Source organism: Halobacillus kuroshimensis DSM 18393, assembly GCF_000425705.1.
In the GTDB taxonomy this organism is placed as follows: domain Bacteria; phylum Bacillota; class Bacilli; order Bacillales; family Halobacillaceae; genus Halobacillus; species Halobacillus kuroshimensis.
In genome coordinates this window covers 204,514-218,943 of record NZ_AUDY01000008.1, presented here as the reverse complement: position 1 = coordinate 218,943, position 14,430 = coordinate 204,514, and the positions used below count along the sequence as shown (strand labels likewise).

18 protein-coding genes are annotated in these 14,430 nt (G+C 45.7%); 7 read left to right on the top strand and 11 right to left on the bottom strand.

What is annotated here, in order from left to right; all coding sequences use genetic code 11:
- Positions 1-195: 195 nt before the first annotated feature.
- The 4 genes from H615_RS0102790 (at position 196) to H615_RS0102770 (ending at position 2,443) form a co-directional block, all read left to right on the top strand.
- Positions 196-513 carry an ArsR/SmtB family transcription factor gene (locus tag H615_RS0102790; protein ID WP_027953725.1) on the top strand — a complete coding sequence of 106 codons (318 nt, stop codon included), beginning with the start codon at positions 196-198 and terminating at the stop codon, positions 511-513.
- 160 nt (positions 514-673) lie between these two features.
- Positions 674-1,222: an NAD(P)H-dependent oxidoreductase gene (locus H615_RS0102785; protein ID WP_027953724.1), complete on the top strand. Its 549-nt coding sequence runs from the start codon at positions 674-676 to the stop codon at positions 1,220-1,222.
- A gap of 216 nt (positions 1,223-1,438) precedes the next feature.
- On the top strand, positions 1,439-1,636 hold the full coding sequence (locus tag H615_RS0102780; protein ID WP_027953723.1) for a cold-shock protein: 198 nt from the start codon (positions 1,439-1,441) through the stop codon (positions 1,634-1,636).
- A 333-nt stretch (positions 1,637-1,969) separates the two neighbouring features.
- Positions 1,970-2,443, top strand: coding sequence for a hypothetical protein (locus H615_RS0102770; RefSeq protein WP_027953722.1), 474 nt, complete (start codon positions 1,970-1,972; stop codon positions 2,441-2,443).
- Positions 2,444-2,494: 51 nt separating this feature from the next.
- Here H615_RS0102770 and nfsB read toward each other — a convergent pair whose 3' ends face one another.
- Entirely contained in the window at positions 2,495-3,148 is a 654-nt protein-coding gene (gene nfsB / locus H615_RS0102765; RefSeq protein WP_027953721.1) for an oxygen-insensitive NAD(P)H nitroreductase, read from the bottom strand.
- Between the two features lie 470 nt (positions 3,149-3,618).
- Here nfsB and H615_RS0102760 point away from each other — a divergent pair, with 470 nt between their 5' ends.
- On the top strand, positions 3,619-4,014 hold the full coding sequence (locus H615_RS0102760) for a hypothetical protein (RefSeq protein WP_027953720.1): 396 nt from the start codon (positions 3,619-3,621) through the stop codon (positions 4,012-4,014).
- Positions 4,015-4,060: 46 nt separating this feature from the next.
- Here H615_RS0102760 and H615_RS20760 read toward each other — a convergent pair whose 3' ends face one another.
- Positions 4,061-5,236 carry a hypothetical protein gene (locus tag H615_RS20760; RefSeq protein WP_051254568.1) on the bottom strand — a complete coding sequence of 392 codons (1,176 nt, stop codon included), beginning with the start codon at positions 5,234-5,236 and terminating at the stop codon, positions 4,061-4,063.
- A gap of 707 nt (positions 5,237-5,943) precedes the next feature.
- On the opposite strand from H615_RS20760, the gene H615_RS0102750 reads away from it, so the two are divergent.
- Complete coding sequence (locus tag H615_RS0102750; protein ID WP_027953719.1) at positions 5,944-6,132, top strand: YjzC family protein; 189 nt, start codon at positions 5,944-5,946, stop codon at positions 6,130-6,132.
- An 865-nt stretch (positions 6,133-6,997) separates the two neighbouring features.
- Here the strand turns inward: H615_RS0102750 and ddlA are convergent.
- On the bottom strand, positions 6,998-8,095 hold the full coding sequence (gene ddlA, locus H615_RS0102745) for a D-alanine--D-alanine ligase (RefSeq protein ID WP_027953718.1): 1,098 nt from the start codon (positions 8,093-8,095) through the stop codon (positions 6,998-7,000).
- An 81-nt stretch (positions 8,096-8,176) separates the two neighbouring features.
- Positions 8,177-9,139, bottom strand: coding sequence for a helix-turn-helix transcriptional regulator (locus H615_RS0102740; RefSeq protein ID WP_027953717.1), 963 nt, complete (start codon positions 9,137-9,139; stop codon positions 8,177-8,179).
- 88 nt (positions 9,140-9,227) lie between these two features.
- Between H615_RS0102740 and H615_RS0102735 the strand changes: the two genes are divergently transcribed.
- Positions 9,228-10,097, top strand: coding sequence for an SDR family oxidoreductase (locus H615_RS0102735; protein WP_027953716.1), 870 nt, complete (start codon positions 9,228-9,230; stop codon positions 10,095-10,097).
- A gap of 62 nt (positions 10,098-10,159) precedes the next feature.
- Here the strand turns inward: H615_RS0102735 and H615_RS20755 are convergent, their stop codons facing one another.
- The 7 genes from H615_RS20755 to H615_RS22505 all read right to left on the bottom strand — a co-directional run bounded on the left by H615_RS20755 (position 10,160) and on the right by H615_RS22505 (position 14,361).
- Positions 10,160-10,540, bottom strand: a complete 381-nt coding sequence (locus H615_RS20755) for an avidin-fold protein (RefSeq protein ID WP_051254567.1) — start codon at positions 10,538-10,540, stop codon at positions 10,160-10,162.
- Positions 10,541-10,561: 21 nt separating this feature from the next.
- Positions 10,562-12,082, bottom strand: coding sequence for an HAD-IA family hydrolase (locus tag H615_RS22860; protein WP_342341470.1), 1,521 nt, complete (start codon positions 12,080-12,082; stop codon positions 10,562-10,564).
- On the bottom strand, positions 12,082-13,350 hold the full coding sequence (locus H615_RS0102715) for an amidohydrolase family protein (RefSeq protein ID WP_027953715.1): 1,269 nt from the start codon (positions 13,348-13,350) through the stop codon (positions 12,082-12,084). Before H615_RS0102715 ends, H615_RS22860 begins: the two co-directional genes overlap by 1 nt.
- A 22-nt stretch (positions 13,351-13,372) precedes the next feature.
- Positions 13,373-13,723 carry a DUF4181 domain-containing protein gene (locus H615_RS0102710; protein ID WP_169516178.1) on the bottom strand — a complete coding sequence of 117 codons (351 nt, stop codon included), beginning with the start codon at positions 13,721-13,723 and terminating at the stop codon, positions 13,373-13,375.
- Positions 13,724-13,728: 5 nt separating this feature from the next.
- Positions 13,729-13,911 (bottom strand): hypothetical protein, encoded by a 183-nt coding sequence (locus H615_RS0102705; protein WP_027953713.1) that lies wholly within the window; start codon positions 13,909-13,911, stop codon positions 13,729-13,731.
- A gap of 6 nt (positions 13,912-13,917) precedes the next feature.
- Positions 13,918-14,103 (bottom strand): hypothetical protein, encoded by a 186-nt coding sequence (locus H615_RS0102700; protein WP_027953712.1) that lies wholly within the window; start codon positions 14,101-14,103, stop codon positions 13,918-13,920.
- Between the two features lie 96 nt (positions 14,104-14,199).
- Positions 14,200-14,361, bottom strand: a complete 162-nt coding sequence (locus tag H615_RS22505; RefSeq protein ID WP_169516177.1) for a hypothetical protein — start codon at positions 14,359-14,361, stop codon at positions 14,200-14,202.
- Between the last annotated feature and the right edge of the window lie 69 nt (positions 14,362-14,430).

Genomic DNA, 14,430 nt, shown 5'->3' with positions numbered 1-14,430 from the left:
AGTAATGTATTTAAAAATGAAGACGCTTCCAACAATAGTAAATATTAGCCCTATTCTGAAAATATAAAATAAATGGAGTTGACCAGACGTACAACGTTCAGCATGAATCCCCTGTATGCATTCTTAAACGAATAAAGCCCGCCCCTAAAACCTCTACGCTTGCTTTTCGAGTATGAACACATTAAAATGACCTGTATGAAATTACCTTATCAACCACCTATTGAAACCATTCCTTTTACCAAAGTCCTTCACGCATTAAGTGAACCGAATAGAATAAAAATCATTCGTTGTTTAGATGAAAGCATCGAAAATAACTGCACAGCCTATTCCCTGAAATTGATGCTGCCGAAATCAACGGTCTCCCACCATATAAAAGTGTTGAGAGAAGCCGGCCTGATTAAAGCAAGAATTGAAGGAAAGGAGCATATCTATTCTCTACGAAGAGATGAGGTTGACGAAAAATTCCCAGGGTTATTAAAGGCTGTTACGGTAGTCAAAGAAGAAGATATTTGAGATCAAAGAGCCTGTGCGGCTCTTTTTTTTATGGTTACAATCGTATTCGTGGGTCACTTATTCCGTAAGTTATAAATCGTTGCAAAACCTAACAAAAGGTGCTACTATACATAACAGTTCGACGGTTTTCGAACTATAAAACTATTTAGGAGGAATCATCATGGAAAACATACTGATCATTAACGGACACGAATACTGGTCCTTTTCACCAGGGCGTTTAAATAAAACTTTGTTCGATGAAATCATCAACAGCCTGGAAGGTTCTTACAATATCAAAACAACGGTCGTTCAAGACGGCTACGACGTGAAAGAAGAGCAGGAGAAGTTCAAATGGGCTGATACCATCATTTTCCAAACACCAATCAATTGGTTCAGCCTTCCAGGTGCTTTCAAAACTTATATTGATGCCGTTTATGAACCCGGTGTGTTCTTCGGCGGTGGTGGCGAATACGGTCACGGTGGATTAATAGAAGGAAAATATATGTTCTCCACAACATGGAATGCTCCGGAATACGCATTCAACGATACGGAAAAATTCTTTAAGGGACAGGACATTGAAGGAGCTCTCGATCACCTGCACAATATGAACAAATATGTAGGTCTTGAGCCGTTGAAGAGCTTCGGTGCGCATGATGTTATGAAGAATCCGGATATCGAAAAATATGTGTCGGAACTCCGTCAGCACTTAAAAGAAGTCTTTAACGTCTAACCCTCAGCCTGAACAAACCATTTATTAAAAAAAGCCGGGATTTTTTTCTGTGTTGTTGACTTATCCCATAGCTGCTGTTATAGTAGTAATTAATTATTCTTGTTCGTTTAGGAATGAAAGCAGAAGGAACTTTTGAGTGACTTTCGTCTGGAATGAATATGCAGAGCAATTATAGTAATACAATGTGGATCAGATCCACGCAGGAGGTAACAATTTATGTTACAAGGTAATGTGAAATGGTTTAACGAAAGCAAAGGTTTCGGTTTTATTGAAGTAGAAGGACAAGACGATGTATTCGTACACTTCTCTGCTATTCAAGGCGAAGGTTTCAAAACTCTAGAAGAAAACCAAACAGTAACGTTTGAAATCGTTGAAGGCGACCGCGGACCACAAGCGGCTAACGTTCAAAAGTAATCGTTACTCGTTGAAAAAGACTTCCCATTCCGGGAAGTCTTTTTTTGTGCATTTTTGTAACAATTCCTCTAAACCAACTACCCGAGCCTGCCTTGAGCGGGTCCCTGCATGTGTTCCATCCCCCCCTAATAAAAAGTAAGATGAGAAATCACTTTCCTTTGGTCATCTTGAAAACCACGCTTCAGAACCTCAGAGTGAGAGGTCATGCCTGGTTACCTCCTCAAGATGGCTGGTCAGGTGTTGGCGTTTTTTAATGTAACGTCTCTGTCTGGCATGGTTTTGCAGGATTATGGACACCCTAACTGCAACGATTGCATGTAAGGAGCGGAAAAAATGGCTAAACCTAAGCTGAAGATTATATTCCCGGTAACTTTGTTCATCCTCTCCTGGCTTTCAGCTTTCTTCCTCGGTAAGCGGACCTTTTTCAGATATTTACCGATCGCCAGCTTTACAAGTTTAATTATCAGCGTCCTCAGCGTTGTTTCGAATCAAAGGAAATGGTGGGAGAACAAAAACCCCCTCTCCCCCGGACCTGTGGATTACACGTATAAAATCGGACCGTTCTTTCTGGCAACCATTTGGATTTTCAAATTCACCTATGGGACATTCAAAAAGTATGTACTGCTGAATGCGCTCTTAAATATCATCAATGCTTATGCATTAGCAGAGGTCTGGGAGCGGCTCGGGTTATTCAAATTGAAAAAAATCAATCATACGATCTGGTATTTCATCTGCGTTCATCTATCCATCATCATATACGGCGTACAGTTTCTGATGGAAAAAGCCATTCGAAACAGCGGGAAATAAAAAACAGGCGGGGCTGCCAGCCCCACCTGTTTTCGTTGTTCCTCTATACCGTTACACTTCCTCGATGATTTCCGCCTGATCCAGTCTGGATTTTGGCAGCTCCGCGTTAAAGTCCGTTGACTTACGGTAGCCCAGGGAAACAACCACGCTGGAAGTGAATCCTTTTTCGCGGAGGTTGAACTCCTCATCCAAGGCCTTCATATCCATACCTTCCATTGGGACAGCATCAATCCCAAGTTCAGCCACACCAAGCAGGAAGCTTCCTACATTCAGGTACGTCTGCTTTTCAGACCAGTGGTATAGATCCTTCAGGTCAAATTTATGGGTATCCACAAACATTTTTCGTACGTTATGGTTCATCTCTTTGAATTTCTGTTCAGCAAAACGACCGTCCTGGTCTTCCTTTTCACTAATATGATGAAGGAACTCATCCGTGATGTCTGTTTTCGTTGCAAAAACAACGACCGCTGAAGCGTCCAGCACTTTTGGTTCGTTGAAGCTGAACGTCCCTTCTGCACCTTTGGCTACACGTTTCTTCCCTTCTTCTGTCGTTGCCAGGATGAAATGCCACGGCTGTACGTTTGTAGAAGATGGAGCAAGCTGCAGCATCCCTTTGATTTTTTCAATGTCTTCTGCAGAGATTTTTTTCTCTTGATCAAATTCCTTTGTTGAATAACGTTGATTTAGTGCTTGAATCGGTTCCATTCCAATTGTCTCCTTTAAATGTAGATTTTTTTCTCTCTATTTTGTCTGTCCAAAAAGCTTTATGATCTCCGATTGACCAGATATGACTGAAGTCATTCAGGAATCTTACCGCGTCCGACTGTTGGTCACGTTTAATGGTAGAAGACGTCACCAACGCCATTCCACACGTCACAGATGATCTTTTCTCTCTATCTTCAGACCGTTCTCCAACATCGAGGATTCACAGGTGCCACGCTGCCCGTCCCTCAGCGGACTAACGATCATTCCTATGATGGTTTCAAACGCACACTTCCCTGCACGAATCTGGTTTGTTTCGGTGATGCAGACATAGCATAGCACAGCCGCAAAGACCATGTAAGTATGCACATTTTTGTGGCATGGTATCCTTTTTGATACCTTGAAACTTTCCACACGATCCAGGTGTAAGGTTCATACAATACCGTAGATATCACATGCTTAGGGGTGGAACGATGAGTGAAAATCATATGAATAATGAAAATGGGTCCGATAAAAAGTCTCTTAATGAAAAACAAAAAAACCTCAGCAAAGAAATGAACACTATGATGAAGGGGTTTCAGTCAGATTTAAAAGCACTTCTTAAAGGAAAAAACGAGGAGTTAAAAAAGAAAATTAAAGAAGCAAGCGATTTGAAAGGTCACGTAACGAAACAGGGAAAATCAAATAAAGTCACCATAAACGGCAAGGAGTACTCCATCCAGGAAACGTCAACAAGTGAAAATCCGGTGAGTAATGAGGAAATGGCCCGGCTGATACAGGATTTGTCAGAGCAAGTGAAGAGACTAAATGACACAATAGAAAAATTCACTTCTGAAACTGAACAGAATAATGATTCAGAAACACCTTGACTATAAAAACAACCACCTGATGAATTCCATCAGAGGTGGTTGTTTATTATGATCCCAATGTTTGTGATAGAACATTATATCCAGTTACTGAACATAACGTAAACACATATATAACCGTTGGATTAATCAAATCGTCGACGAAAAACCCTAAGCATCCGCAGATGGATTGTACAAATAGATCGGGGATGGGCGCAGCCTGGCCTTCGACATTTAGATTAATCTGTATGCCGAACCTGGTGGTACATGCCAAATCCTCTCCTATACCATTCGCGCAATTTTCACATCCACAGGAAGACCCGTATTCCTCCTCACACGAATTGGACAATGTTGTTAAGAGTGCAAACACATCTGCTGACGTGTCATCCGCTTGGATTCCAGCCACTTTACACAGTTGTGATGTAGCATTCGGTACAGCGGTCGTCTGTCCAGCTTCAATATACGTAACCGTCGCGCACCCATTCACGTTAAAAATCTGCTGATTTTCGATCGGATCTCCTTCAGGAGCTGTTAAATAAATGGAAATGGGATTGCCGGCTGGGTCTGTCTGCTGGGTTGTACGGATATCTTCCAACAGGTCCGATAAATTCTTTGTGCAGCAGTCACATTCTTTACTGCGTGACTTTCCATTCCCTTTCTTTCTCCCACGGCAGCCGTAGTCATAACATCCACAATCTTTATCGTCCTCACAAGTCGTGGTGACATTCACAGTCACTCCACTGACGGAAGTGTCAATGGTCTGCTCATTATTCAGCGGCGAATTATTCGTATGACCTTCCAGGTTCTGACCACTTTGATCCCCGTAGCCCTGGGTCTGGGTAAGTTCCTGCGGCCCCTGCGTCTGACCGGCCTGATCCCCATACCCTTGAGATACATTCTGTTCCTGCGGTCCCTGCGTCTGACCGCCCTGATCTCCGTAGCCCTGATTCTGGGTAAGGTCCTGCGGTCCCTGCGTCTGACCAGCCTGATCCCCATACCCTTGAGATACATTTTGCTCCTGCGGTCCCTGCGTCTGACCTCCCTGATCTCCGTAGCCCTGACTCTGGTTCTGCTCCTGCGGCCCCTGCGTCTGACCTCCGATATCTCCGTAGCCCTGACTCTGGCTCTGCTCCTGCGGACCTTGTGCCTGGCCTCCTTGATCTCCATATCCTTGAGCAAGATTCTGCTCCTGAGGGCCTTGGAATTGGCCGCCTTGATCCCCGTGGGCCTGTGCTTGGTTCTGCACCTGCTCCCCAAGAACCTGGGTCTGCCCTTCCTGTTTAAATTTCTTATAGACATAGGATGGAGGACAATATTTGTCGCAGTCCTTCTTCTTCTTTTTCCGACGAGGCAGTGGTTTTCTATGACACTTACTGGCAGGTGGACATTTGTAGGTGACAGGAAAAGACTTCGGTCTTGTTATGAAATAGCAGGTGCAGCAGCATGGTTTTTTCTTGCACAACATGCAGGACGGCGCACTGCCCTTACAGCGGTTATTACAGCACTCGGAACATTTCGATGCCCTGCGGTGTCGGCCTCTGCACTTACAGTAGTGAGCCGGCATCCCGCAATAAATACAACCTCCTGATTTGTAATACATATCATCACTCACTCATTACTTTTTATTATTATTTTATTAGCTAGAGGAGATACCGCTTGTTCTGTCGCCTATTTACAGATAAAACAATCCACATCAAAAAAGACTCTTATATAAGTCTCCTTCCATGCTGCCCGTTTGTTTCTACTCTATAAAATGAATAAAATACCCACACTCAATCTTAACAGTCGGAATGATCTTTCCTCCTTCTTTCTACACCCATTACATTTTATTACATATATCATTTTTCCTAAATAATAATGTTTTACCATTTCTATGTGTTTTTTACGTTTATAGGAAATGGATATGGGTATATTCTCTATGTAACAAAAATAAATGAAAAGGGGTTTTTTTAAATGGCAGATCGTTATAAGACTGGAGAAAAAGCACCTGAAAACGGCACGTACGAATTTGATGGTTTGGTAAACGGCGGTAACGATGCGGACGTTACGGAAGATGAAAAACATATCGAACTGAGCAATGGAGATACATTCCCGCCAACCCGCTCCAATAAGGACGCTGCTTATTGGAAGAAAGCCAAGTAACCCATATTAAAACCCTCCAGCTTTGACTGGAGGGTTTTCTTATGCCTTTTATTACATGATCCTTTACAATATTAAAGGAATATGTCAAAACACATCGAGCTGTTCCTTTCTATCCAGATTCGTGAGACAATACTATATAAATATAGTAAATAAACCTGCTGATATAGAAAGGCTGAGCAAAGATGTTCCTTATAGAACGAACACGGAATGGGAAAGTGGAAACATTAAAAGATTCAAGCAGCCATTTGACTAAAACATTCGCGACCCTTTTAGAAGCGGAAACGTTCTGCACTAAACTGAACCGGGTCATCGATTCAGATAAGCAGTGGAAGGTAAAGGAAAGCAGGTTTCCCTGAGAAAGCGGTTGAAAGACGACTTTCTTTTTTATGGCTTTTTGGACGGATATCACTTAAATAGTGGATATATCAATTTTTTTTGGCATATATCGATTTTTTTTGAGATATATCAATCAAAATCCAAATATATCGATGAAACCCCCAATATATCAGTCCATTCCCTTGACGCTTTTTCCTCCACCCTTTTAAATGAAAGAGAAAGGGGGAGCACGACTATGAAAACGATCAAGGTCCTAAAATGGATCACCGGCAGTATAGAGTTTATGGCCATTGTCCCCGTTTACGGATTGGTTTTAATCTTCATTCCTTATTCATTCACGGTAATGGCAGCCGTTCATTTGCTTGTCCTTCTACTCGCAAAAAAAAAGCGGCCTTCCCATCGCAGGAAACCTTGTCGGGATAGCCGCTTCTCTTATGATTTTCTACACACCATGGGACTGGTTCTTTCATCTTATCGCAGCGATTCTGATTACAAGGGAAGCCTCGCTTATGAAGCGTTCTTCCTCCGATTAGTCAACGGTATTCTTCAATGCTTGATCCTGATGATGCCGTTCGATGGCGAGATCCAGCAGCTTCTCAATCAGCTTCGGATAAGAAATACCGCTCGCTTCCCACAGTTTTGGATACATACTGATTTTAGTAAAACCGGGCAGCGTGTTCACCTCATTGATGATCAGCTCGCCATTCTCTTTCAGGAAGAAGTCCACCCGAGCAAGGCCCTGGCATTCCAGAGCTTCAAACGCCTGTACGGACTGGATCCGGATGTCTTCCATCACGGTCTCATCCAAGTCGGCCGGGATTTTTAGTGATGCCCCGTTCTCATCTATATACTTCGTCTCATAGGAATAAAAATCACTGTTGGGCAGCACTTCTCCAGCGGTGGAAGCGGCGGGATGATCATTTCCGAGCACGGCACACTCGATTTCCCTGCCTTCCACGAACGCTTCGATCATCACCTTGTGGTCATACTGGAGCGCTTTGTCCAGGCCTTCTTTATACTCTGCTTCTGTCCTGATTTTGCTGACACCGACGGAGGACCCTTGATTCGCCGGTTTAATGAAGAAAGGAACACCAAGGTTGTTCTCTACTTCCTCAAAGGAAGGAGCACTTGATGCCGACCGTTTCACCGTCAACCAGTCAGCAACTTGAAACCCGGCTGATTGCAGCAGCTTTTTCGTAATGTCTTTATCCATGCACACCGCGGAGCTTAGTACATTGGGACCGACATAAGGAAGATTGGCCATCCGAATCATCCCCTGCACACTCCCATCCTCTCCTAAGGGGCCGTGGAGGATCGGAAAAATGACATCGAGCTGATCCAATGCTTCTGATCCTGTGACATGGACAATTTGATCCTTCACCCGACCCGGAACAACCGCCACGTTTTTATTGGATTTATAAAGTTCGATCTTATCCGGGTGATTTTCATGGATTAAGTATTCATCCGGGCTGCTTAAATGCCAGCCCCCCTGCTTATCAATACCGATCAACGTCACTTCATACCGTTCATGGTCCACCGCTTCCATGATGTTTTTCGCAGACTGAAGCGACACTTCATGCTCCGAGGATTTCCCGCCGAACAACAGTCCTACTTTTATTTTCCCCATGATTTTCGTCCTCCCTTTTCCTGACATTTCCTTCTTCTATATCATATCAAAAAAACAGGAGGGTTCATGCCTTTCTGAGATTCATTTATAAAGGTCCAGAATGCCCTGTGCTCTCGCTTTAATTTTTCCAATGAGTGCTTCAGGCTTCAACACCTTCACTTGTCCGCCGAATCCTGTGACAAAACCGGCCGCTTCTTCTTCCGTGTTGAACAACAATGGCTGCTCCACCCAGCCATCAGCCCCTGTACGGCCTTCTCCATCCGGCGTGACAAAACGCGGAGTAAAAAAGAGGCGGCGGTAGGCCTCCGGTGAAACGCGGAGTGTAACAGGATACTTTGGGAGATTGCGTGTGAACTGTTTTTTAGACGCTTCCCAATAGGAAGCCAGATGAAAGTCAGCAGGTCTTTCAAACGTTTCGTCTGTTTCTATTACTGTTTGGACCCGCGCGTGTTTATAGTTCCGGTACTCTCCCTGATCATTCAGCGCAGCCACGTACCATTGGTTCGACTTGGCAATCAGACCGAGCGGGCAGATGGTTTCCTCTGTCACCGTTCCATCAGCTTTTTCGTAAATCATTTGAACCTTTTTCTCCTCCATGACCGCTTTTTTCAAAATATCCAGAGAAGGACCTGTTTCCTCCCCCCGTTTTTTCCATGTGCCCATATCTACATATATACGGGACCATACATTCCGTGCCGCCTCTCTGGAATGTTCAGGCAGTGATAAAAGCAGCTTCTGCATTCGGTCGTCCCCGCCATCATCCATGTGGAGATCCTGTATGATTTTATCTGCTGGTGGAAGAAATAAAGCCAGCATCTCCTGTTCCTTCAGCCAGCTGAGCTTCTGTTTCCAATGATCGACGAGTCTCCATCCCCCTGCTCTTCCTTTCTCTGCATACACCGGAAGTCCGGCAGCACTCAGGGATTCCATATCACGGTGGATGGTCCGTTCTGATACTTCCAGCTCCTCAGCCATCCGGCGCGTTGTCATCGTCTGTCCATGCTGGAGAAGCAGAAGGATTTTTATCAAACGTTCTGCTTTCATAAAAAAACCCCTCCTCTTTTTCAAGTATGACACTCTTTGTCATAGATTAAAGGTAGGATACAGGTAACGCAAAGGAAAGGAAGATTATATGACCATGAACAATAAAATCGCTGTAGTAGCAGGAGCAACCCGGGGAGCAGGCAGAGCAATGGCTGTCAAGCTTGGAGAAGCCGGAGCTGTCGTTTACGTCACCGGACGGACAACAAGAGAAGCACAATCCCCGATGGGGCGGAAGGAAACGATTGAAGAAAGTGCGGAGCTTGTTACAAAAGCCGGCGGGACAGGCATTCCGGTCAAAGTCGACCACACGAAAGAAGAAGATGTTCAAAAACTTTTTCAAAAGATTGAAGAGGAACAAGACGGAAAACTCGACATCCTCGTCAATGATATCTGGGGCGGTGACCCGCTGACTGAATGGGGAAAAGATATTGCGGATCATGATATGACTAAAGGGCTGCAGCTCCTGAATCAGGCTGTGCAGGGCCATATCATTACGGCTCATCATGCTGTACCGCTTATGAAAAAGAACCGCTCCGGTTTGATTGTAGAAATAACGGATGGCACCGACTACAATTACCGCGGCAGTTTTTATTACAGCCTTGCCAAAGTCTCGAACATCCACATGGCCGCAGCGATGGCGGAGGATTTGAAAGCCTTTGGCATTACCGCTGTTTCGTTGACACCGGGGTTCCTCCGTTCCGAAGCGATGCTGGAACACTTTGGTGTGACAGAGGAAAACTGGAGGGAGGGCGCCGAGGTCGATCCTCACTTCATCGCCTCTGAATCGCCGGCTTACATTGGAGAGGCGTTGAAACACCTCGTACTCGATCCGGATGCCGCCCGGTTTAACGGACAGGCACTGAGTACGTGGGGACTTTCCGACGTTTATGGATTTAAGGATGCGGACGGAACTCAGCCGCACTGGGGCCGTCATTTTGAAAAGTATGTAAAGGAATAAAAAGAAGGCACGATCCCGGGCTGTCCGTGATCGTGCCTTCTTTCTTCCCCTCGATCGTGCATTTACAGGTTCTTCTCTTTAAATGTACGGTGCAGCTCCCGTGACTCGACCTCTTTAATGATGGACGAACCCGTTGTCTGTTCCTCGTCCATCCACTGCCATTGTTCATGCAGCTCCAGCTGTCCATCTTCGTTGATGTGCGGCACAGACCGGCACTTACCTCCTCTGATTTCATGATCGGTGTTGATATGATTGTATCTGAATTCGAGCGTATCATCCTCATGGACAATTCCAATCAGCCGCCCTTTGATAATATCTCCACCTGCATAATCCGCATAAAGGATGCGGCCCTCCTGGTAATACGTAAACTGTGTTTTGGACGAAACTTCCCCACCTGGGCTGTTTTCGACGGATACAAACGTACGGTTATGATAGTTGACCAATGCATTCCCCTCCTTTTCCCATCACTGATACCTGCTCATTCCGCTTTCAAAAGCCGCCCTGTCCCCATAATCCAGACCGTAGAGCGCCTCCTGCAAAGCAAACGTCTGTTGATAGAAATGGGCACGTTCAAACATCTGCGCCCCGCCTGGATACAGAGACAATGCCTCTTTAACAAAAGCTTCGCCGTAACCGGACAGAAGACCTGCAAAATCATAGGCAGGATCGCCGATGCCTGTTTCTCCGAAGTCTATCACACCTGTGACCTGCCTGCTCTTTTTATCCCAGAGCAGGTTGGACGGACCAAAATCTCCGTGAATGAGCGTTGTGGAAAACGTAAACCGTTCCTGCTCAAAAAAGGCTTCGAAAGTATCTTTCACCTCTATCGTGGAAGGGCCGCACATGAAAGGAAACAATCGGTGCTGGATGTCTGCATATAACGTTTCAAGGTCAGCTTTTATCTGTTCCGCTGTCGTCTTCTCTACTGTCCTACGTTCGGTCGGTATGTTGTGAAGTCTACAGAGGAACGAGGACAACTGTCCTGCGATGTGTTTCTGCAAGGACTCCTCCAGTCTTTCCATATCCTCAGGCCACAATGGCTCTCCTTCGATCCACCGGACGCCCGCAAAAGCATTCTCCGGCTCCTGATCATCCAAAAACCTGTATGCAGGTTCAGGAATAGAAAGAGGGAGTTTCCCTTGAATATGATCAAGGACACGCGTTTCCTGAATGAGCTTCTGAACCCCTTCCTTGTATTTCGGAAAGCGGAACACATACTTCCCATTGATGAGGTAGACGTCATTGTTCTGACCAAGCTCATATCTTTCCATAGCATGCACAGACAGACCAGGACAGTGCCCTTGAATGATATCCGCTTTCTCTTTTTTCAGTAAGTTACGCAGCACTACAGGAACTTGCTCTAATCCGGTGATCACAGCATCGGCTTCTGCTGTTTTCCAAAGTGGGTTCTTCTTCCAAACGGTTTTCATGCCTGCTTTTGCTGCTGCCTGGACATCTTTTTCCGGATGGTCGCCAACAAATACGCAGGCTTCCACCGGCACTCCCAGACGCCGGGCCGCTCTTTTAAAAATGGCTGAATCCGGCTTTTTTACGCCTTCAGATTCGGAGATAAGAATTTCCTGCATATAAGAATGGATGCCGATCGCCTCCATGTTGTCCATTTGGAAGGGATCGCGTCCATTTGTTATGATTCCGAGCTTCCACCCATTGCTTTGCAGCCCCTCTGCCATTTCGATGAGAAAAGGAAAGGGTACACAAGAATCTTGAAAATGTTTCAAATAGTCGTCCAGCAGTTCTTCCCACGCTGCACCTTTGATATCAAATTCCTCAATCAGCTGCTGATAGACAACATCTTTCCAAACGTATCCGTGGTCATCCAGTTCGATAAACCGCTGCACGTATGTTTCTTTAGGAATGATGCTGAGCGCCTCCTGCCATCTCTCATACTGCCTGGTAATAAACATCCGTACAGAAGCGTCCCGGTCAAGCAGCGTGCCATCCAGATCAAACAGGACCGCCTGCATCAGGATAGCTCCCGCTGGGCCACATATTCCCTGAATTCCTGACGTATTTCTACAAATGCCTCATTGATTTCCTTTTCATCGATGTTCGTCATCCTTCTATCTTTCATCACCCAGTCCCCCTCGACCATGACGTGCGCCACATCCTCGTCCCTCGTTTGGAATAACAGGTTGTGGAGAGCATCGGAAAATCGTTCGTTCTCAAAGAAAGTGCCTGTATATTCATTTTTTCTGATGAACACAAGATCCGCCTCAAAGCCTTCTGCGATCCGGCCCAGCTTGTCCCGCATTCCATACGCGGCCGCGCCGTTCTCTGTTGCCATCTTCCACACGTCTACGGCGGAAAAGCGGTCGACCGGCTGGTGGATTTTCAATCCGTAATACACCATCTTCATAAGGTCCCACATATTCGTGTGGACGAAATCGGTGCCGAGAGAGACGTTCACCCCTTTTTCAATCATAAGAGGAACATCCGCCACCCCTGCTCCGGTGTCGAGGTTGGATAACGGACAGTGCACAACGGAGCTTTCATGATCTGCAATCCTTTCGATATCTTTTTCAGACAGATAGACACCGTGAAAAAGGACAGTCTCCTCATCCAACAGGCCGCGCTCCTGATAGAGCTCGACGCTGGACCGGCCGAACGCCTCGTAAACAAGGTCGTGGCGCCACTTGTTTTCCATGCAGTGGGTCATCCGGACCGCCTTGTACGCTTCTTTCTCATTTTGCAGCTTTAGCAGTTCCTCTTCGGTCACGTCTTCCTCTTCCAGCAAGTGCGTTCCGAACATCACTCGTCCGTTGATTTTGTTATGATACTCCCCGATTTCTTCATATGTATCTACGATTCCCCGGATTCCCAGTTCGTTCACCGCTTCACTCAGCTGCCACGGAGATGGGCCGGGATCCGAGTCGCTCACGAAGGTTATCCCGCTTTTCACCATTTCGATGTAACTCTTCTGCGCCACCTTATAGAAAAGCTCTTGGGACATATAATGATCGAGATAATCAAAAAACAGCTGCTGGATGCGGCCCTGGTCAGAATCACCAGCCCAGTCCTGAATAGCCATCTCTTTCATCAACCCGGCTGCTAAAGGGGAATAGCTGTGAAAGTGGACATTCACTAATCCAGGCACAATGATGTACTCCTCACAATCCATCACTTCTTCCTCCTGAGCGTCAGGTTGAAAGGTGATTTTCCCGTTCACTATGCGAAACCCGCCTCTTTCCAAACATCCTTCCGCATTCAAAAAAACGGCATTCTCAAGCTTCATCCTCTTTCCCGCCTTTCCTAATTTAATGGATGAATAGGGCAAAAGTGATCAACACCGACCCGAGGGCGAGTGTTTTGATAAACTGCCTGGATATTTTGATGTATCGGTATTCAAACCAAACCTCAATGCCTGTCATGATGACAAGAAAGCTGACCCAGAATACCCTTAGATAAAAGGTAGACTCCAGAGAAAGGACAGGCCAGAGAAGACTTACAAAGACAACGGCGGCCACACCTCTCACCCATTGGTAAGCTTTTTTTCCTGATGTTTCTTGCACGTACCGGGTCTTCTTTATCCCCAACAGCTTTTTCAACAAAAAATCCAGGGTAAAGAGGAGCACAATCCCGCCCCCGATGAGTATCCATAGATTCACAGCATTCACTCCCTCCAGTATGTTCCTTCCCTGCGCCGCTCCTGCTCTTTAATCACTACTTTTAAAAGAGATTTCACTTCCTCTATATCCCTTTCCTGCTTTCTCATCTTTTTATCCATGTAACTCACGGTAAAGACGACATATAAAAACAAACCTACACCTACAAGAACGAAAAATCCACCCATCATCATCACCTACTCCACCGTCTGATTCGCTTTGATAACAAGGTCGCCGACGCCCATGGCCATGAAGCCATTCAACAGACCAAACCACGGAAGGACAGATCCTCCCCTGCCCGTAAAAAGCATCACAACCGCAGCGACCGCACTAAAAAACACAAAAAACAATCCTAAAACAAATACAATCCGACCGACAATCACAATTGATGTCCCTCCTTCTTTCTTTTCATCATCAGGTTATCTATCTTTTTATGTATGTCGTCCATTTCGAACGGGAGCCAGCGTACTTTTTTAAGATCACCCTCCCCTTTTTTCTACGAATAAAAGAATCAATGTCGCCAGCGGACCAAGCAGGACCGATAACAAAAACCAATACAATCCTGTCCGATTTTTCCCTTGAGCGAGGCCGGCGTTGATCAAGGCGAGCGTTCCCCACCCAACCGCGTAGGAGTTGTCCATGTTCCCTCTCTCCTTATAAGAAGCATCTACATTTTCCAGCCTGTTTCCATCGTAACATGGACCAGCCAT